At 69.6% G+C, this 17448-nt stretch carries 19 protein-coding genes and 1 pseudogene; 6 read left to right on the top strand and 14 right to left on the bottom strand.

Annotated features, from left to right (window positions below; translation table 11 throughout):
- Nucleotides 1–140: 140 nt before the first annotated feature.
- The 4 genes from KUM32_RS09500 to KUM32_RS09485 form a co-directional block, all read right to left on the bottom strand.
- Entirely contained in the window at nucleotides 141–827 is a 687-nt protein-coding gene (locus KUM32_RS09500) for a hypothetical protein (RefSeq protein ID WP_308408626.1), read from the bottom strand.
- Nucleotides 824–1222, bottom strand: a complete 399-nt coding sequence (locus KUM32_RS09495; RefSeq protein WP_308408625.1) for a DUF6415 family natural product biosynthesis protein — start codon at nucleotides 1220–1222, stop codon at nucleotides 824–826. The genes KUM32_RS09500 and KUM32_RS09495 overlap by 4 nt, the downstream gene beginning before the upstream one ends.
- The gene (locus KUM32_RS09490; protein WP_217141375.1) at nucleotides 1219–1770 is read right to left on the bottom strand and encodes a hypothetical protein; all 552 of its coding nucleotides are present in this window, start codon (nucleotides 1768–1770) and stop codon (nucleotides 1219–1221) included. The genes KUM32_RS09495 and KUM32_RS09490 overlap by 4 nt, the downstream gene beginning before the upstream one ends.
- Before the next feature lie 319 nt (nucleotides 1771–2089).
- Entirely contained in the window at nucleotides 2090–3280 is a 1191-nt protein-coding gene (locus KUM32_RS09485; RefSeq protein ID WP_217141374.1) for a helix-turn-helix domain-containing protein, read from the bottom strand.
- Nucleotides 3281–3521: 241 nt separating this feature from the next.
- Between KUM32_RS09485 and KUM32_RS45225 the strand changes: the two are divergent.
- Both KUM32_RS45225 and KUM32_RS09475 read left to right on the top strand, forming a co-directional pair.
- Nucleotides 3522–3665 (top strand): annotated as a pseudogene (locus KUM32_RS45225) (DUF4158 domain-containing protein); the annotation flags it as partial.
- Nucleotides 3666–4252: 587 nt separating this feature from the next.
- Nucleotides 4253–4792 carry a GNAT family N-acetyltransferase gene (locus KUM32_RS09475; RefSeq protein ID WP_217141372.1) on the top strand — a complete coding sequence of 180 codons (540 nt, stop codon included), beginning with the start codon at nucleotides 4253–4255 and terminating at the stop codon, nucleotides 4790–4792.
- 180 nt (nucleotides 4793–4972) lie between these two features.
- Here KUM32_RS09475 and KUM32_RS43345 read toward each other — a convergent pair whose 3' ends face one another.
- Together KUM32_RS43345 and KUM32_RS09465 are read right to left on the bottom strand one after the other, a co-directional pair.
- Nucleotides 4973–5368, bottom strand: a complete 396-nt coding sequence (locus KUM32_RS43345; RefSeq protein ID WP_254405278.1) for a hypothetical protein — start codon at nucleotides 5366–5368, stop codon at nucleotides 4973–4975.
- A 220-nt stretch (nucleotides 5369–5588) separates the two neighbouring features.
- The gene (locus KUM32_RS09465; protein WP_217141371.1) at nucleotides 5589–5690 is read right to left on the bottom strand and encodes an immunity 49 family protein; all 102 of its coding nucleotides are present in this window, start codon (nucleotides 5688–5690) and stop codon (nucleotides 5589–5591) included.
- A 227-nt stretch (nucleotides 5691–5917) separates the two neighbouring features.
- Between KUM32_RS09465 and KUM32_RS09460 the strand changes: the two genes are divergently transcribed.
- The 3 genes from KUM32_RS09460 to KUM32_RS09450 all read left to right on the top strand — a co-directional run bounded on the left by KUM32_RS09460 (nucleotide 5918) and on the right by KUM32_RS09450 (nucleotide 8857).
- A complete protein-coding gene (locus KUM32_RS09460; protein ID WP_254405277.1) occupies nucleotides 5918–6241 on the top strand; it encodes a replication initiation protein, RepL2 in 324 nt (107 codons plus the stop codon).
- 399 nt (nucleotides 6242–6640) lie between these two features.
- Nucleotides 6641–6982 (top strand): hypothetical protein, encoded by a 342-nt coding sequence (locus tag KUM32_RS09455; protein WP_217141370.1) that lies wholly within the window; start codon nucleotides 6641–6643, stop codon nucleotides 6980–6982.
- Between the two features lie 99 nt (nucleotides 6983–7081).
- Nucleotides 7082–8857, top strand: a complete 1776-nt coding sequence (locus KUM32_RS09450) for a VCBS repeat-containing protein (RefSeq protein ID WP_217141369.1) — start codon at nucleotides 7082–7084, stop codon at nucleotides 8855–8857.
- Between the two features lie 248 nt (nucleotides 8858–9105).
- Here KUM32_RS09450 and KUM32_RS09445 read toward each other — a convergent pair whose 3' ends face one another.
- From KUM32_RS09445 to KUM32_RS09435, 3 genes are read right to left on the bottom strand one after another with little or no spacing between them, the layout of a single operon-like run.
- On the bottom strand, nucleotides 9106–9927 hold the full coding sequence (locus KUM32_RS09445) for a hypothetical protein (protein WP_308408624.1): 822 nt from the start codon (nucleotides 9925–9927) through the stop codon (nucleotides 9106–9108).
- Complete coding sequence (locus KUM32_RS09440) at nucleotides 9924–10466, bottom strand: SigE family RNA polymerase sigma factor (RefSeq protein WP_217141368.1); 543 nt, start codon at nucleotides 10464–10466, stop codon at nucleotides 9924–9926. The genes KUM32_RS09445 and KUM32_RS09440 overlap by 4 nt, the downstream gene beginning before the upstream one ends.
- 55 nt (nucleotides 10467–10521) lie before the next feature.
- Nucleotides 10522–10716: a hypothetical protein gene (locus KUM32_RS09435; protein ID WP_217141383.1), complete on the bottom strand. Its 195-nt coding sequence runs from the start codon at nucleotides 10714–10716 to the stop codon at nucleotides 10522–10524.
- A 250-nt stretch (nucleotides 10717–10966) separates the two neighbouring features.
- Here KUM32_RS09435 and KUM32_RS09430 point away from each other — a divergent pair, with 250 nt between their 5' ends.
- A complete protein-coding gene (locus KUM32_RS09430) occupies nucleotides 10967–11671 on the top strand; it encodes a gamma-glutamyl-gamma-aminobutyrate hydrolase family protein (RefSeq protein WP_254405276.1) in 705 nt (234 codons plus the stop codon).
- Nucleotides 11672–11936: 265 nt separating this feature from the next.
- Here the strand turns inward: KUM32_RS09430 and KUM32_RS09425 are convergent, their stop codons facing one another.
- The 5 genes from KUM32_RS09425 to KUM32_RS09405 form a co-directional block, all read right to left on the bottom strand.
- Nucleotides 11937–12401 carry a carboxymuconolactone decarboxylase family protein gene (locus KUM32_RS09425; protein WP_217141377.1) on the bottom strand — a complete coding sequence of 155 codons (465 nt, stop codon included), beginning with the start codon at nucleotides 12399–12401 and terminating at the stop codon, nucleotides 11937–11939.
- 110 nt (nucleotides 12402–12511) lie between these two features.
- Nucleotides 12512–13744 carry an acyltransferase gene (locus tag KUM32_RS09420; RefSeq protein ID WP_217141367.1) on the bottom strand — a complete coding sequence of 411 codons (1233 nt, stop codon included), beginning with the start codon at nucleotides 13742–13744 and terminating at the stop codon, nucleotides 12512–12514.
- Nucleotides 13745–13938: 194 nt separating this feature from the next.
- Nucleotides 13939–15411 carry an FAD-dependent monooxygenase gene (locus tag KUM32_RS09415; RefSeq protein ID WP_217141366.1) on the bottom strand — a complete coding sequence of 491 codons (1473 nt, stop codon included), beginning with the start codon at nucleotides 15409–15411 and terminating at the stop codon, nucleotides 13939–13941.
- A 44-nt stretch (nucleotides 15412–15455) separates the two neighbouring features.
- Entirely contained in the window at nucleotides 15456–16433 is a 978-nt protein-coding gene (locus KUM32_RS09410) for an alpha/beta fold hydrolase (RefSeq protein WP_217141365.1), read from the bottom strand.
- Nucleotides 16434–16518: 85 nt separating this feature from the next.
- Nucleotides 16519–17355 (bottom strand): NAD(P)H-binding protein, encoded by an 837-nt coding sequence (locus KUM32_RS09405; RefSeq protein ID WP_217141364.1) that lies wholly within the window; start codon nucleotides 17353–17355, stop codon nucleotides 16519–16521.
- Nucleotides 17356–17448 lie beyond the last annotated feature (93 nt).

Raw genomic sequence — 17448 nt, 5'->3', positions numbered from 1 at the left:
GGTGAGCAGGGGGGGCGGGGTGAGCGGGGCGGCCCCCTCGGCTTCGTACTCCCGGGTGGTGAGCCACAGGCCGTCGAGGACGACCGCGGGGGCTTGCCGCGTCGGAAGTCGCGCGGTCGCATGAGCCACCGGACCGCGGCTTATGCGGCGGCCTCCAGCTCGGCGAGCAACTGGTCCATCTCCAGCACACGGAAATCCGACAGCCGCCGTACAAGCTGTGAACCGAGCAGTAGCCGTGTCAGCGGATCCCCGAACTTCACCGGCTCGGACGGTGTCGATACGACGTCGGCGTAGCCACGCGGCCCGCGTCCGTACACACTGCCCAGCACCCCGTACAGCGGGGCGCTGCGGGCGAGGAACAGCGTCGGGTTTTCCTCCATGTGCGGGCAGAGCTTCGCCACCGCGCGGACGTGGCGCGCGCAGACCGGAGGCTGATGCGTCAGGATCGACGGCTGCTCCGGGTCCTCGTCCTTCGGCCCGGCCATGAAGATGTAGCCGCGCGGGGTCTTCGCGGGCCGCGTGCAGACCTGGCACCGGCCGGCGAGCATCGTGGCCATCTGCCGGTACGGGTGCATGAAGCGCCACTGCGGCTCTCCCGTCGGCATCCCGTGCCCGTCCATGCTGAAGGAGCAGCGCGCCCACAGCACACCGCGTACCGGCCGGTCCCGGACGTCCTCATCCCTGTAGTACAGCCGTCGGCTCATGCCGACCCGGTGCCGGAGGATGACGAGATTGGCCGGTGCCGCCTCCTCCCCCTTGCGCTGGGTGACGAACGGAATCACGCCCCGCTCGCCCATACTGGCCACGGGACTGGGGAACTTGATCACGCGTACTCCTTCAGGCACCGGATGGCGCCCAGGTGTTCCAGCAGTTCATTGACGGTCCACGCCATACGGCGCAGACGGCTCACGGCCCGCCAGTAGTCACCTGGCATGTCCTCGGCGCGTACCTCGCGGGCGCGAAGGATCATCCGGCCGGTCTCGACATCGTCCGTCCTGGCCGCCGTGGTGATCGCGACGAGCCGCATCAGGTGCCCGCGCAGGCGCTCGCCGATTTCCTCGACGTCGCCCTCGCACGGGGCGCTGTCGTCAAGCACCACGCCGACGTCGTCGAGCAGCGCTTCCCCGTCGAGGGGCGTCCACCGCCGCATCGCGTCCAGGACGGTCGTCAGCATCGTCTCGTCCGCCGGCACCAACGGCTGCACGGCGACCGGCGCGCTCACCGGCCGGTGCCCGGCACGAGCTCGGGCACGGCCTGGCGACGCGCACGCACCACGCCGAGCAGGTGCGCGGCGTCGACGTGCCGGTAACCGACGCGGTCGAGCGGCACGAGCCAGAAAAGTCCAGGTGGCTCCGTACGGTCGACGCGCGGCACGCCGATGTGGTGGGCGTACGGCCCGGTGCCGCCGAAGCACACCACATCGACCGGCGACAGCTCCTCGTGCGGCCACTGCCGGTCCGTGCGAGCCTGCACCAGGAAGTACAAGTTCGCGCGCCGCGGGTCGCAGAAGGCGGGGCCGATCAGACGCAGACGGGACAAGCAGGTGCGCAGTGTCGTCGGGTCGGTGCCGGCGTCGAAGGCCGGGTCGAGGGCCTCGTACGGCACGCGCACCGCATCCCAGCCACGGCCGGCGACGAGCACGGCGGGGCCGCTGCCCCACTGCCCGAGCGCGGTCGGAACGTCTGTCGCCGCTCGTAAGAGCCACCGCTGCGCCGCTTCCCGGCGGCCGTAGTCCGTCCGGGGCGGCACGGTCATCGCGGGCCTACTCATCGCCGTGCCCCTTTCCCGGGGCCGGGGCGACTTTGCCGTGGCGATTTTCGAGGCGGAGTCTGCTGTGGGCTGTCGTCGTCATCACGTCCTCCTCCGGGCGGACGGAGCCGACAGCAGGAGTGAAGGGCTGCGTAACGGGGGCAGCAGGGGAGCACCGGCCGAGGGCGCGTCGACGGGTGCGCCACGGGTCCGGTAAGCGTTGTTCGTCATGGTCGGCTCCATGTCGAGAGGCCAGTCACGACATGGTGCGGACGCAGCAAGGCCCCAACTATCACGACTTATTGATAGTCGGGGCCAACGTCTTACCCGGCGTCACACGCTAGTGCCCGGCGCCCAGCCACGAGCCGAACGAAAGAAATGATTCGGGCAGTTTGCGGTGCGCTGCTTCAAGCCCGGCGTACGTCTCTCGCACCGTCGGGTGGTACCGCGCCTGCTGCGGCGCCGTCTTCCGTGCGATCAGCAGGCTCCGGAACGACTCCTCGACCTTGCCCGTCCACATCTGCGCCCGAGCGACCTCGGCATAGTGGTGAGAGGCCCTCGACTTCGGCCAATCCTTCGGGATGGTCAGGCCTGCCGTTGCCTCGACCGCCTTTCCGTACTCGTCGAGTTCGGCGAGTACAGAGACGCGGTGCACCTTGACATTCGTCGGGCCGAAGGCCAGCCAGTGCACCTTGACCGACTCCCCTGTCGCTGCGGCGATCCGCTCGGCCTCGCCGAGGTGCGCGAGCGCCTGGTCCCGATCGTGCGCCCGACCGGACATGACCGATGCTCCGAGGTGCAACTGGCCCGTGACGACTTTCCGTCCCGTCGACTCGTCGGCCTGCTGAAGCGTCGACAGACCCAGGCTCACGAGCCTCTGCCCCGTCCGGTACTTCCCTTCCCTCAGGTACGTCAGCGCCCGCATGTACTGCTGCATGCCGCTGAGGACCGCATTCGAGCCGCGTTGCGCGGCCCAGTCAAGCCGCGCCAGCGCCAACTGGGCCAGGTCGTGGAACCCGAGCTTCGCCGTAACGTCGTACGCCGTGCGGTAGAACGAGGCGAGGACCGTCCACCCTTCGCTGTTTCCGAGCGTGTGAGCCGCTGTCGTCGCCTCCACGATCAGGCCGGCGACATTGCTCGTCACCTGCTTGATCTCTCCGGCTCGTACGGCTGCGCACAGCGACTCGGCATCCTCGCGCAACTCGTCAAGCCCTCGGGGGCGAACGTCCGGATCAGGACCGAGGTCGTAGACGTCGAGCGCCTCACGAACCGGCCTTATCAGCACGTCAAGCTCGTCGGCACGCAGTTCGGCCGCGTACGGCTGCCCCATGACGGTTGCCACGTCGACTCGCAGGGCCCGGGCGACGGCGGCGATGACGTGCGGGGTCGCGGGTATGACGCCTTGCTCGGTCTTCGTGTACGTGCTGTAAGGGACTTCGGAAAGGTCCGAAACGGCCCGCTGGGTGAGGTGGCGTTCAAGGCGCAGGCGCCTCATGCGCACGCCGGTGTGGTCTTCGGGCAGAGCGTGCATACTGGCTCCTGTTCTGCTTCGACACCAGAACGGTACCCGTGATCAGCTTCGCGGGGCACGACCGAACCCCACTGCTCCCCGCAGGAGTGGGGTTTCGTCGTTCTTGTCCGGGTGTGAGTAGTTGTGGTACAGAAAGTGCCGTTGAGATTGATCATGGCTGGCTAGCACAGGGGATGCGGCTGCCGCTGGGGTTCGTGGAAAGGTCGCCGGGCGGCTGTTGGTGCTGGCTACGGTCCGCTTCGTGCCGGTGGAGTTTCTGACTGATGAGCAGGCCGAGGCGTACGGGACGTTCACCCAGGCGCCGACGCGCCCGGAGCTGGAGCGGTTCTTCTTCCTCGATGACGACGACCGCGACCTGATTGCGCTGCGGCGCATCTGGAGCCACACGGGCACGATGTACCGCCACATGGGCCGGCCCGCCGACGCGTTCGCCGCCAACGACGTCGCCCGCAACCTGCACATCACACGCCGCGACCCGATGTTCGCGTCCCTCGGCATGGCCCGGCAGGCGGCGATCCACGGCGCGGCGCACGACCGCACCGGCACCCGCCGCGCGTTCGACCAGGCCCAGGACGCCATGCTGCGTGCCGACCCCGGCGACTACCGGCCCGTGTGGATGCTCGCCTTCTACGACCAGGCCGAGCTGCACTCCCTGGCCCTGTCCGCCCACCTGGCGCTCGGCGACTACCCGACCGCCGAGTACCACGCCCACCGCTGCCTGTCCGCCCTGCGGCCCCACATGGTCCGGTCCCGGGCCATCACCACGACTCGCCTCGCGCACGCCCAGCTCGCGCAGGGCGCCGCCGACGCCGCCACGGCCACCGCGATGAAGGTCCCCGCCGACTCAGCCACCCAGCACGCCCGGGTCACGCGCATGTTGCAGGAGTTCGGGGCCGCGCTGCGCGCCACCGCGCCCCGTAGCTCCACCGTGCAGACCTGGACCGAGCACACCGCCTCCTGGAGGATGGCCGCATGACCACGGCGCCCGCCATCGAACTGCGCACGTTCACCACCCTCGACACCGCCCGCGGCGACCTCCTCGACGTCTACGCCGATGTGCGCGCCCCGCTCCTCCACCTGCCGAACTACGCGGTCACCGCGTTCGGCGAGCGCCTGGACCGACACGGCGGCGAACCGGGCTTCACGGCCGTCCTCGCCTACGCGGACGAGCACCCGGTCGGCTACGCCTACGCCAACACCATCGAACAAGGCGACCGCTACTGGCAGCGCACCAGTCCAGCACCAGCGGACACGTACACCGAACGTCCGGCCGTGGCCCTTAAGGAGATCGGCGTCCGGCCGGCCTGGCGCAAGACCGGCACCGCCCGGCGCATCCACGACGCCCTCCTCGCCACGCGCGACGAACCGTTCGTCACACTCATGGTCAACCCGGCCGCCGGGGACGGAAAGGTCCACGCGCTCTATCGGTCATGGGGCTACGAGGACATCGGGCAGAGCCAGCCGTCACCGGCGTCGCCGGTCCTCACCGTGATGCTCCGTGCCGTTCGCTGACCGGGGCTCGGGGCGGGGCGGAGGGCTTCTGTGCGGCGGCGGCGTCGGAGGTTGAGCAGCTCGTTGCTGTGAGGGGGCAACCCCGCGGGTGCGGGGAGCAGGACACCGACGAATAGGTCTTCGCCGCGCCGAAGGGACCATCCCCGCGGGTGCTGGGAGCAGACTGCTTGACCTGCGAGTTTATGGAAATGCGTTGACTGCCCCTGCCCCCAGGCCTGGGGTGTCCCGCCAGGTCCTGAGCTTGCGAGAAACGACCCGCACCTTGGGGTGGTTGGGTCCCAGAGCGACTTCGAAATCCTGCGGCGTGTCGAAGTCATCGCCCCAGGCGACGGCACCGTCCAGTTCGGCCAGGATGTCCCGCACCAGGACCAGCTCGTGCGGGTACAGCCCACCCTTCACACCGAGCGGGTAGGCGTATGGCCGGATCGCGATCGCTGTTCCCGAGAGGTAATTCGACTCGTGGGGTTGACGGACCGTGCGGGAAGTGCGGTGGCCCGTCACGTCGTCCGCGCGGAGCTGGTCGATCTCGTAGGGGAACCGGCGGGCGACGTGCAACAAGGAGCGTCGCGGCTTCACCGCCCGCCAGGTGTACGGACCGGCCGCTACCCTCGATGGGGTGGGACTCGGTCTGGGCGAGGACCTTCCAGCCGTTGGCCGAGCGCGAACCGCGCCAGGTGGTCGCTGTCTGGTCCGGGCGGGGCGGCGGCCGCGGTCGGGGTGGTGGCTGGGAGACCAAGGGCGGCGGCTCCGGCCAAGGTACCGGCCGCGCCGAGCACGCGGCGTCTGCTCAGTTCGTTCATGAGGTGCCCTTCTTGTTGGTTCGGCGTTGGACGACCAGGCCCACGGCGTAGGCCAGACAGGCAAGCGCTATGACGAGGAGTGCGACGAAGTTGATCACCTACGTCCTATGTTCCCGGTGACACCCATTACGAGAATCACGCGTCAGGCTCGGCTGCTTGTCGAGGCAGGCGGGCTCGGGCGGACCACCTTCTACAGGTGCACGCCCTACCTGGCATTTATCGGTACCGGCTTCGCCCACCGCGAAGCCGTGAAGGACTGGAACCCTCCGGAGACCAAGGTGCGTGAGCCCCGTGTCCGTCGGCGTGGGAAGAAGGGCGAAGCCTGATGAGGATTCACGACGCGACAGACGTGCAGTACTTGCTGAAGAAGACAGGGCGCGTCCTCAGCCCGAACCAGCGCATCGTCGTCATGCTCTACGCATCCTCGGAACAGCGTCCCGACGGAACGGTGATGATCAAGGCCAGCACACTGGCCGCCACAGCGGGAATGACCCCGCCCGTGCTGTCTCGGACCCGCAAGGAACTGCTCGAAGCGGGTTGGCTGGAGGTGACCGGGAGCGTGGGAAGCGTCAAGCACTACCGGCTCAACCCGGCCCTGTTCGAGGACCGGGGGCAGGCTGGACGTCACCTGCGAGCCGTCGGCGGCTGAAGGGCCGTGCCGTGAAGCGATCCGATTCTGGAGTCGGATCGTTTCTCCGCGAGTTCAGCAGCGGGGCAACTATCACGGCGTGATAGTCCCGAGATGGGCGAGCGCCGACGCTCCCAGCCGGTACTGAGTGACGGCAGGACGGCCAGTGCGGAACTCCAGCGCGATGGCTGACTGGTTCCCTGTCGCACGTACACCGCGTATCGCTCGCTGTCGGTGTGCGCTGCTATCGTCCGGGCTGATCATCGCGTGAGCGACGCGGGGGTGGGGACCAATCGTCGTCACGCGAGCCGCCGCGTGCATGCGTCCTTGCCGCGGTTCTTGCTGGGGAGGGACTGTACGTTGCACCGTTCTCATGTCTGGGGGCTGAGACTCACCGCCGCGATCGGCACTGTCCTCGCGGTGGCCCTGGTCGGCGGCCATGCCGTGGCGGCGCCCACGTCGGTGCCCTTGTCCACGCCGGTCACAGTCGCGGAAGCCACCGAGGCTCAGGTTCCCTATCCGAGCGTGAGCAGGAGCCGGCTGAACAGTGTCGGGTCGAGTGGGTTCCTGGTGCACGACCAGGGCACGCCCCTGTGGACCAACTTCGCCGACGGCTCAACGAGCGTGGTGAAGGCGAAGTCCTGGGCCGGCGAGTACGTGGATGCCTCCGTTTCCCCCACGCTGGCCTCGGACGTGGTCGAGGTCGAGCATTGGGAGAGCACCCTGAAGATCACCGAGCTTCGTGACATGAGCACGCAATGATCGGTGTCGATCTCTCCTGACAGCGCGGGGGGCCGCTTGGCCGGGTGTGTCTGCTTCAAGTACTTCGTACGACGCTGGAACAGCGCTACCACTCAGGAAGTGCAGCTGCAGGAGAAGCCCGACGCCGGGCCGGTGACGAAGCGCCTGGTGACCGGCCTGCCCCTGGACGCCAAGGAGGCGACGCTGGCCGCGGCCACCCCCGAGCACGCGGTGCTGGTCTACCAGACATCGCGCACCTGGCAGTGGGCGCTGGTCGACCTGGCGACTGCCGCCGTGGTCCAGCGCCACGACATGCGGTCGGCCTCCGACTCCGTCGCCGTGTCCGACACGTACGTGGCCTGGCACGAGACGGACGACGCCGGTACGGACCGCGTAGTCGTCACCGCCCGCGGCACGAACCCCGGTCCCGACCGGAGCACCGTACTCGGCAAGGTGCGCGACACCGTGGCGGTCGGGCTGGTGGACAACTGGATCACCTACGGCGTGAACAGCGACCTGGCCTGGCAGGACGACCCGAACCCGCTGTACGCCCTCACGGCCCGCAACCTCACCACGAACGCCACTCGCAAGCTACTCGACCACACGGGCGAAGTGGCCACAGCCCCCGACGGCACCCTGTACGCGAGCGGCGGCACGGTCAGCGGCGGTGAGGGCCTGTACCGGATCGCGATGGGGTCTGCGGGAGCCCCGGTCGCCACCCGGGCGGCGAGCAGTGGGGAGTCGGTGGGAGTCACATTCCTCGGCGACTCGGTCCCTGAGGTGATCGACCTCGACGCTCCTGTCCCCGCCCGGTTCGAATGGCGACTGTCTCGGCTCAACGTGCTGGTGAACGTCACCCTGCGCAACACGTACACCGGCGAGACGAAGCAGGAAACGCTGCGCCCGTACGCGAGCGCCGACGACCTGCACAGTTTCTCCTTCGACTGGGACGGCGAACTCGCGTGGCACAACGACCCGGACTTCTACACACCGGCCTCGGCGGGCAACTACACCTGGCGCATCGACGTCAAGCCGCGCAACGGCATCGGCCCCGACCTGTCCGCTTCCGGATCGTTCACGGTCAAACGCAAGTCCGGCGCGCACGACTACGACAGTGACGGCCAGCCCGACATCCTCGAGCGGGACACGGCCGGGCGGCTGTGGCTCTCCGACACCACCTACGAGTCCTACGACGAGCTCTACCAGAACCCCCAGACGCTCGTCGGAGGGGGTTGGAACGCCTACGACCGTATCGAGGCATCCGGCAACCTCGGCGGCGCCCCCGTGGACGATGTGGTGGCCCGCGACCGCGACGGCGTGCTGTACCTCTACCTGGGCACGGGCGACAGCAAGGCCCCCTTCGCTTCTCGCATCAGGGTCGGAGGCGGCTGGAACACCTACGTCCAGCTGACCGGCGGCAGCGATCTGAACGGCGACGGCCGGGCCGACCTCGTCGCCACCGACAAGTCCGGTGCTCTGTGGCTCTACCGCGGCACCGGAAACTACAAGGGCCCCTTCGAGAAGCGGGTGAAGATCGGCACCGGCGGATGGGGTACGTACAACCAGATCCTCGCAGTCGGCGACATCGCCGGTGCCCCCGCAGGAGACCTCGTCGCCCGCGACCGCTCCGGTGTCCTCTGGCTCTACCTCGGTTACGGCAACGGCCACTTCGCCCCGCGAACCCGTATCGGAGGCGGCTGGAACACCTACAGTCACCTGGTCAACATCGGTGACGCCAACCTCGACGACCGGCCCGACCTGTACGGAGTCAATCGGGACAATCCGACCTCCCCATTCCTCCACCGCGCCACAGGGGCCCCGCGTACGCCGTTCGCCGTTCGCTCCAACGTGCCGACGGTCTTCTACGGGCACCAGGTGTACAACCTCTTCGCCTGACGGCGTTGCCGCCCCCAGGCATGGTCTCCTACTCCCTACCGGGGTGGATGCTGTCGCCTGGGGTGCGGGGCCAGGCGTTCTGCGGCTGCGCCGTGCGGGTGCGAGTGACCGGAAGCGTTGCCGCAGGCAGGCAGAGGCGGGGCCCTCGGGCCCCGCGTGCCCGCCGGGCGGTGTGTCAGGCCATGGCGAACCGGTCCACCACCAGATCCACTCGGTAAGACACGGTCTAGCTTAGTCTCCCGCTTGATCTACTTCGTGACCTTGGTCCCCTCCAACTCGGTGGACTTCGGCGCCAGGATGGCGAACCAGTCGTAGGGGGAGTGCTTGAGGCTGTGGATGACCGGAACGTCGGCGTTCGCCTCGGTGTCCGCGGACGTACGGCCGACCTTGGTAGACGTGCCGTCCTTCCAGGTGCAGGTGACCTCCCGGGCGGTCTTGGCGACCTGGCCAAACACCAGGCGCGGGGCGGCCGTGTCGTCCCCTGGGAGCAGCGGGAGCGAGACGGTCCCGTACTCGCCGCCGGTCAGGACGTCGTCCTCGGTTAGCACCAAGTCCCCGATCTGAGTGGCCTTCGCCTCTTCACCGGTGACCCGGTACACGAAGTGCGCGACCTTGCCCACCAGTTCGGAGGCTGCGGAGACGTCCTGCGGGTGCTCGCCGAACTTCGCCATGGCCGCCAGGGTGGCCTGGGCCTCCGCCGTGTCCGCCGGAGCCTTCCACACGTCGATGTACACCCTCCACGGCACTCCCGCGTCGGTGCCGCTCGCCAGGGTCGTCCGCATGTGCGGCTCGGATGCCTCCGCGCTGGCGACCGGCTGACTCGCCGACGACACCCCTCGTTCCCCGTCACCGGGCAGCCCGTTCAGTGCCAGAGCCCCCGTGGAGCCGGCCACAACCAGGGTGGTGGTCGCCACGACCGCCCAGCGACGGGCCCTGCGGCGACGGCCGCCGCGAATCAACGCCTGGGCGGGGGCTGTGCCGATCCTCACCTCGTCGGCGGCTTCGGCCAGCAGGAAGGCGATGTCGTGCTGTGTCATGTTGTGGCTCGTCTCCCAGTCCGCGCTCTTCACGTTCGTCCTCCCTGCGTCACTTTCTCCGCCAGTCCCGAAACGGCGCGCAGCTTCGCGATTCCCTTGGCTGCGTTGCTCTTCACCGTGCCGACCGAACAGCCCATCGCCTCGGCCGTCTGTGTCTCAGTGAGGTCCTCCCAGTAACGTAGGACCACTGCTTCCCGCTGCCGTGCCGGCAATTGGGCCAGCGCCTTCAGCAGCGTGTGACGGTCGTCGGCCTGGGCGATCCGGTCACCGGTGTCGGCCACCTCGTGTGTCAGGCCCGCGTCCCCGCTCCTGGGCAACAGGAACTCCCGCAGCTTTCTTCGATATCTGCGGGCATGCGCGTTGATCATCACTCGTCGCACATACGCCTCAGGGGCGTCGGCCAAGGCGATCCTGTGCCAGGCCACATAGACCTGCTCCAGCGTCGACTGGACCAGATCCTCCGCAGCGTGCTGCTCACCCGTGAGCAGAAATGCCGTACGCATCAGGCGCGGCCAGCAACCGACGACGAAATCGTGGAACTCTCGGTCCCCGACCTGCTGTCGAACCCCCATGAGCACCTCCCTCCTAGATGCTCAAAAGAGTCCATACGAAGCCGAGACCGTTGCCTCACCAGGGAATCTTCTTCCGTTTCGCACAAACGCCGCAGGTGGATCCGCAGTTGTCGTCGGTCAGATTGACCAGGCCCGCCGGGTCGGCCACCTGGATGAGATCGGGCACGTCCCGCCCGTCGAATTCGAGACCACCTACTACCGAGAAGCCACGAAGCCCCAGGTCACCGTCACGACCTAGAGTCTCGACCAAACCCGGAACGGTTCACCCCGCTGCTCCCCGCAGGAGTGGGGTTTCGTCGTTCTTGTCAACCGCCCGGCGAAAGCTCCGGTTCGCAGGGGCGCGGGCCCGGTGGGTGGCGTCTCTGGTGACAGGTTCGCCCACGGTGTCCGCGTACGGCCGTCGGGGCCCGGTCGGACTCGACTCCTTGTCCAGTGCGCTGCGATGCACTGTGTGCCCGGCCTGAGACGGGCCGGCTTCCGAGGAGAGGGACGGCAGCACGATGACGCGACCCGTGGTGGCGGTGACCGCCGACGCGACGACAGTGAACTGGAACATCTGGGGCGACGTGGCGGTCACGTTGCTCCCCCAGCCGTACCTGGACAAGGTGGCGCAGGCGGGTGGGGCGCCGGTGCTGCTGCCTCCCGTCGTGGAGGCGGTCGAGTCCGTGATGGAGCGGGTGGACGCCCTGCTGATGAGCGGTGGGGCGGACATCGACCCGGCGCTGTACGGCGCCGAGCGGGAGAAGTTCACCTTCCCGCCGCACCGGGCGCGGGACGCGGCCGAGCTGGCCGCGCTGGCCGTGGCGGAGCGGCGGGGCATCCCCGTGCTTGCCGTGTGCCGGGGCCTGCAGCTGATCTCCATCTCCCGGGGCGGCACGCTCAACCAGCACCTGCCCGAGCACTCCCCCGCCGTCCCCGGCCGCTACGAGCCGCGCACCATCCAGGTGAAGCCCGACTCCGTGCTGGGCGGCGCGCTCGGGACGTCACCGACCGTGTACTGCCACCACCACCAGGGCATCGACAAGCTCGGTGCCGGACTGGTGGCCACCGCCTGGTCGGACGACGGCATCATCGAGGGAGCGGAGGCCGAGGACCCGTCGGCGCCGTTCCTGGCGGGACTTCAGGCGCACGGTGAACTGGGCGAGGACACCGTGGGACTCTTCCGGGCGTTCATCGAGGCCGCCAAGGCCCAGCCGCGCGCCTGAAACGACGGCACCGGAACGGCCGCTGCCCCGTTCCCGCCTGATGGCGGGTCACGGGGCAGCGGCCGTTCCGGTGGCCCGGGGCGGTGCCTGACTCAGATGGACCACCGCACCGACCGCGGAACGGGGGACTTTTCACCGCGGCTGGTGCGGTGGCCGCTCTGGATGGGCCCCGACCCTCGCCTGTATGACGAAGGGGGCGGCAGGAGTGTGACCGGATTCGCGGTCGCAGGTGAAAAAAGTGGCCGCCGGCCCTGTCGCGAGCGGCCTACCGGTCCCACTCCCGGCTTCCGGCGAGCTGACGAGTCGTGACGTTGAGCCTGCTGAACAGGTTGGTCACGGCGATCGTCAGCAGGATGGAAGCCAGCTCCTTCTCGCTGTAGTGCTTGGTGGCCTCCTGCCACAGCTCGTCCGGCAGCGGGTCGCTGCGGTCGGCGAGGCGGGTGCCGGCCTCGGCCAGCGCCAGCGCGACCCGCTCGGCGTCGGTGAAGAAGGGAGTGTCCCGCCAGGCGCCCACCGCGAGCAGCTTCTGCTCGCTCAGACCGGCCTCCTTCGCGCGCTGCGCGTCACCGGACACACAGAAGCTGTCGCCGTTGATCTGGCTCGCGCGCAGGTGGACGAGGCCCAGCGTCGTCTCCGGAACACCGCCCAGCTTGCTGGCCAGGTACAGATCCTGGATGGGCTGAGAGGCTTCGGGGATGATGATCGCGGGGTTTTCCATACGCGGCTGCATCATTGGCTCCTTGTCGGGTGGTTGGGATTCGGCCACTATCCGGGTAGGCCCTGTAGCGCCACTAGAGCGGGAGTGAGCCCGCTCGGCGCGGGCTTCCGCCCGGCTCGCAGTCAGTCGGCGGCGAGAGAGGCACGCCGACGGCGCGAGGTGGACCACCGCCGGGTGATCGGCCGCTCCACCAGGGCGTACAGAGCCCAGGAAGCGAGCACACTGACGGCGAGCAGGGCACCCACCAGCCCGGCTGTCTCACCGGTGGAGTAGAGGGTGTCACCCAGCAGCTTCCGGCCACCGGCCAGGACGACGAAGTGCACGAGATAGAAGGCGAACGATATCTCGCCAAGCCAGACCATCGTCCTCGAGCGCAGCACGCTGGAGCGCCCGCGCACATCGGCCGTCGCGGCCGCGGCGATCAGGAACATGATGGGGACGATGGTCAGGGACCGCTGCCCGTACAACAGGGGAACCTGGGAACTGAGCACGTAGCCGACGGCCAGCAGGACGCTCGACGAGACGATGCCGATGTTCCACCACCGGCCGTGCCGCACCGCCAGCGCCACCAGGATGCCCAGCGCGAAGTCCAGCAGGCGGACGGGGGGCAGGAAGTAGGAGAACCAGTACTGCTCCGCGGAGACGCCCGAGGGCTCCGCGGTCAGTTGCAGGCCCGGCCCGTCCGGCAGCAGGGCGTAGCTGACCAGCGGTGTCGCCATGATCGCGACGGCCGTGCCGGCGATCCAGTACAGCAGCCGATCGGGCCGGATACGCAGGAAGAGCCGGTGCAGCAGCGGGAAGCAGGCATAGAAGACCAGTTCACAGCCCAGGGACCAACTGGGCGGGTTCACGCTGTACAGAAGGTCGAAGTCGGGCACCCACACGTGCACCATGAACAGGTTGGCCGTCGCGGTTCCCGCCGGGGTGAAGGCGCCGGCGAACACCACGAGCGCCAGCGCCCACGTGACGACGTAGTTCGGGTAGATCTTGACGAACCGGCGGCGCCAGAACGCGGGAGCCGTGTCCTTCTCACGGGCCGACCAGGTCAGCACGAAGCCACTGAGAACGAAGAAGAACGCCACCCCCACCGCGCCGGCATGCTCCGTGACCTTGAGCAGGTCCATGGCGAACGCGTCGTCCTCGAGCAGACGAAGCTGGGGAATCGGCAGACCCACATGGCTGAAGAAGACCAGCAGCGCGGCGGGGAAACGCAAGCCGGTCAGTGAGTCGAGCCGGTTGAGCCGGGGGCGTGCCCGCCCCTCGGTCCGCCCGTCGCCCGCCGCGGCCGGCGGCACCGCGGGCGGACCGGTCTCGGCAGCGGGCCGCGCGCTGCCGGTCGTTCCGGGTTGAGTCATCTGTGCCCTCCCAAGGCGTATGTCGAAGTGGTTGTCGGGCGGGGGGTGACCGCGGTACTCGGCGCACCGGGCTCCGACGTCGTCCAGCGCCGTGGTGAGCGCCGGTCCGGCACCGCGCACGCCACCGGAGGGGAGCCGCCGGACGGCAGCGCACGCCACCGGAGGGGGCCTTCGGGTGGCAGCGCATGTCCCGGCTATGCCGCCGCGACCGCCTGCCGGGCCATGCCGAACCAGCGCCCGAGCGCCTGCCGCAGCAGGGCGGGATCGTCCGGGGCCGCCCAGGCGACGTGCCCGTCGGGACGCAGCAGTACGGCCTCCGGGCCGCCTTCCTCCACCCAGGAGCCGGCCACGACGTCGATGCGGTCGGACCAGTCGGCGGCGGTCCGTTCCAGGGACGGGGACTCACCGGTGACGATGAGCACACCGCGTGCCGCGTGCAGCAGCTCGGCGACCGTGCCGCGGGTGCCGTCCGCACGGCGCAGTTCGCGGCCGGGGTCCAGGCGCAGGCCCAGCAGCGGGTGCTCGCCCGGCCCCATGTCGTAGCGGATGTCGAGGCCGCTGACGATGCCGGCCAGGTGGCGTGCCACGTCGGGGAGTTGCACCAGTTCCCGCATGACGGCGCGCAGCGGCTCCATCTCGTCGCCGGTGAGGTAGAGCCGGGTCTGGGCGCGGGTGTTGCGCATCAGCTTCTCGCCGACCGGGTGCCGCTCGCTCTCGAAGGTGTCGAGCAGGCCCTCGGGGGCCCAGCCGTTGATCGTCGCGGCCAGCTTCCAGCCGAGGTTCGCCGCGTCCTGGACGCCGACGCTCATGCCCTGCGCGCCGGCGGGCATGTGGATGTGGGTGGCGTCGCCGGCGAGGAGGACCCGCCCGTTGCGGTAGTGCTCGGCCTGGCGGGTGGTGTCGGTGAAGGAGCTGATCCAGCGGACCTCCGCGTGGTGCAGCGACTCGCCGGTCATGCGCTGCCAGGCGTCGGCGATGTCGGCGAACCTCAGGGAGCTCTTGTCCTCCGGCGGGCGCAGGTTCTCGTCGTGGATGACGATCCGGTCCACGCCGTTCTCCAGGTTGAACGCCATCACCATGCCGCCCGGCACCTTCTCGCCGATGGGCCGCTGCCGTACCCCGGCGCCGACCAGGTCGGCCATGTACATCCCGCGGGTGGCGCCCCAGCCGCGGAAGTCGATGCCCGCGAGGGTCCGGATCACGCTGCGTGCCCCGTCGCAGCCCACGAGGTACTGCGCGGTGTCCTCGCCGTAGCCGCCCGGGCCCTGGTACTCGACGACGACGCCGTCCGGCGTCTCCCGGTAGCCGGTCACCTCGTGGCGGCGCAGCACCGGAACGCCCAGTTCCTTCAGCCAGTTCTCGAGGATCTCCTCGGTGCGGAACTGGGGGACGCCGCGGACGCTGAAGTGGTTGTCCTCCAGCTTGCTGAAGTCGATGCGTACGCCGCCGAAGTGGCCCTGGGCCCATTCGACGTCGCCGAAGCGCTCCAGCAGCCCGCGCTGCTCGAAGACCTCGGCCGCCCGCCGGGTGAAGCCGACGCCGCGCGACTCCCCGCTCGGGGCGGGCAGTTTGTCGTAGACCACGACGTCCACCCCGCCGAGCTTGAGCTCACCGGCGAGCATCAGTCCGACTGGGCCTGCGCCGACGACGATCGCGCCCTTTGCCATTTCGTGCTCCCTGTCCTGGTAAAGGTGATGGATTGGGGTGGCGTTCAGGAGAAGAACTCCGCCAGCGTCCGGGCCAAGCGGTCGGGCGCCTCTTCGGGCAGGTAATGCACGGTGTTCGCCAGCTTGACCACGCGCACGTCGTGCCCCAACGTGGGCAGCACCTGCTGGAACTCGCCGTGGCTCACCTCGGAGGCGACCCCGAGCAACGGGACCGTGACCTTCCCGTACGACCTCATGTGCTCGACGTCCTGGTGGAAGCTCTGGTACCAGGCGTTGGAGGCACGAACGGCTTCCGCCGAGTCGTAGGCGCGCGTGTAGACGCGACGGTCGAAGTCGCCGACGAGGCTCTGGTCGGCCAGGGAGTGGGCGAAGAACCAGTCGATCAAGTGCCGCACCCGCCCGGCCACCAGCTGTTCGGGCAGCCCTTGGACCTGGTTGAAGGCGTACCACCACAGGGGGAAGCCGGTGCCGGGCTTGGGCAGCAGCGGCAGCTGGTAGAAGCGGTCGTCGGGGTGCAGGGCGTCCAGCATGGCGACCTTCCGGGTCGCCGCCGCGTGGTTGACGGCAAAGCTGAACGCCACCTTGGAACCGATGTCGTGTCCGGCGATGTTCACCCGACGGTGGCCCAGCTGCCGTACCAGGGCGTGCAGGTCGCCCGCCATCGTCTTCTTGTCGTACCCGCCCGCGGGCTTGTCCGAGCCGCCCATCCCGCGCAGGTCGACGGCGATGACGCGGTACCGTCGGGCGAGCTGGGGCATGATCTTGCGGTACGCCCACCAGGTCTGCGGCCAGCCGGGGACGAGCAGCAGGGGCTCTCCGTGCCCGCCGGTCACGTAGTGCAGGCGCACACCGTTGACCGTCGCGTACCGGCTGCGGAAGCCGCCGGACAGGGAGCGGGCCAGCTCCTCGTCGGACGGCACGGAGGGGCGTTTGCGGGGGTGGGCGGCGGCGGGGGTACCCGTCATCGCGAGTGCGGTCGCGCCCGTGCCCAGGGCGATCATCTTGCGTCTGTTCAGCGTCATCTGCTCGTGTCCTCGGTGTTCTGTGGCCGGTGCGCGACGGGCACGGCGGGCGCGACGGGCACGCGGGCCGGTGGGAGTGGCGGGCCTAGGCGCGGAAGGCGTCCGCGTGCTGGGCCGCCCACTCGGTGAAGGGACGGGCCGGGTGGCCGGTGAGCTGCTCGACGTGGTCGGTGAGCGGCACCGGTGCCGTGCTGGCCGCCCACAGCTTCAGCAGCGCGTCGGCGATGTCGTCCGGCATGAAGCCGGGCTTGTTCGCCCGCCACACCTGCGGCGGGATGCGCTCGACGGGGATGTCCCGGCCTGCCGCGGCCGCGATGATCTCGACGTGCTCGGCGAAGGTGAGGGACTGCGGTCCGGTGAGGTGGTACGACCGGCCGCGCAGCCCGGGGTCGGTGAGGACCGCGTACGCCGCCTCCGCGATGTCGCGCTCGTTGACCGGGTCGGCGTGGCTGTCCGGGTAGGGCAGGCCCACCGCCCCGCGCGCCTTGAGCGACCACGCCCAGGGCAGCGCGTTGGAGGCCAGCGCGCCGCAGTTCAGGGGCGTGGAGGTGAGGGACGACGCGGCGAGGGCCTGCTCGACCGCGAGGTGGGGGGCGGCGATCGGGTCGTCGGCGGCGCCGGGGCGCAGCACGGCGTCGGCGGACATGATCACGACGTGTTCCACGCCGGCCTTCTCGGCCTGCTCGACGAACGCGCCGACGGCGGCCGGTTCGGCGTACAGGAAGACGGAGTCGACTCCGTCGAGGGCGGCCGGGAAGTCGGCCGGGGTGTCGAGCGCGAGCCGTACGGACTCGGTGCCCGCGGGCAGCGACAGCTTCTCGGGGTCGCTGGAGGCGGCGCGGACGGCGACGCCGTGCTCGTGCAGTACCCGCACGAGCAGGGAGCCGACCTTGCCGCGGCTGCCGGTGACGAGGACGGTCATGACAGTGACCTTTCCGGGATCGAGGGGCGGGGCGACGCCCGGCGGTGCGGCACCGCGGCTGCTGTGGCGGTGGCTGCTGCGGCTGCGGCGGCG

The sequence above is a fragment of the Streptomyces sp. AC627_RSS907 genome (assembly GCF_019049165.1).
This window is presented reverse-complemented; position numbering and strand designations above follow the sequence as displayed.

Excerpts from the sequence above, each read along its gene's own strand:
- KUM32_RS09460 (WP_254405277.1), top strand. The coding sequence starts at position 5,918 with ATGAGGATTCACGACGCGACAGACGTGCAGTACTTGCTGAAGAAGACA.
- KUM32_RS09420 (WP_217141367.1), bottom strand. The coding sequence starts at position 13,744 with ATGACTCAACCCGGAACGACCGGCAGCGCGCGGCCCGCTGCCGAGACC.
- KUM32_RS09425 (WP_217141377.1), bottom strand. The coding sequence starts at position 12,401 with ATGCAGCCGCGTATGGAAAACCCCGCGATCATCATCCCCGAAGCCTCT.
- KUM32_RS09490 (WP_217141375.1), bottom strand. The coding sequence starts at position 1,770 with ATGAGTAGGCCCGCGATGACCGTGCCGCCCCGGACGGACTACGGCCGC.
- KUM32_RS09410 (WP_217141365.1), bottom strand. The coding sequence starts at position 16,433 with ATGACGCTGAACAGACGCAAGATGATCGCCCTGGGCACGGGCGCGACC.
- KUM32_RS09485 (WP_217141374.1), bottom strand. The coding sequence starts at position 3,280 with ATGCACGCTCTGCCCGAAGACCACACCGGCGTGCGCATGAGGCGCCTG.
- KUM32_RS09415 (WP_217141366.1), bottom strand. The coding sequence starts at position 15,411 with ATGGCAAAGGGCGCGATCGTCGTCGGCGCAGGCCCAGTCGGACTGATG.
- KUM32_RS09405 (WP_217141364.1), bottom strand. The coding sequence starts at position 17,355 with ATGACCGTCCTCGTCACCGGCAGCCGCGGCAAGGTCGGCTCCCTGCTC.
- KUM32_RS09430 (WP_254405276.1), top strand. The coding sequence starts at position 10,967 with ATGACGCGACCCGTGGTGGCGGTGACCGCCGACGCGACGACAGTGAAC.
- KUM32_RS09475 (WP_217141372.1), top strand. The coding sequence starts at position 4,253 with ATGACCACGGCGCCCGCCATCGAACTGCGCACGTTCACCACCCTCGAC.
- KUM32_RS09440 (WP_217141368.1), bottom strand. The coding sequence starts at position 10,466 with ATGGGGGTTCGACAGCAGGTCGGGGACCGAGAGTTCCACGATTTCGTC.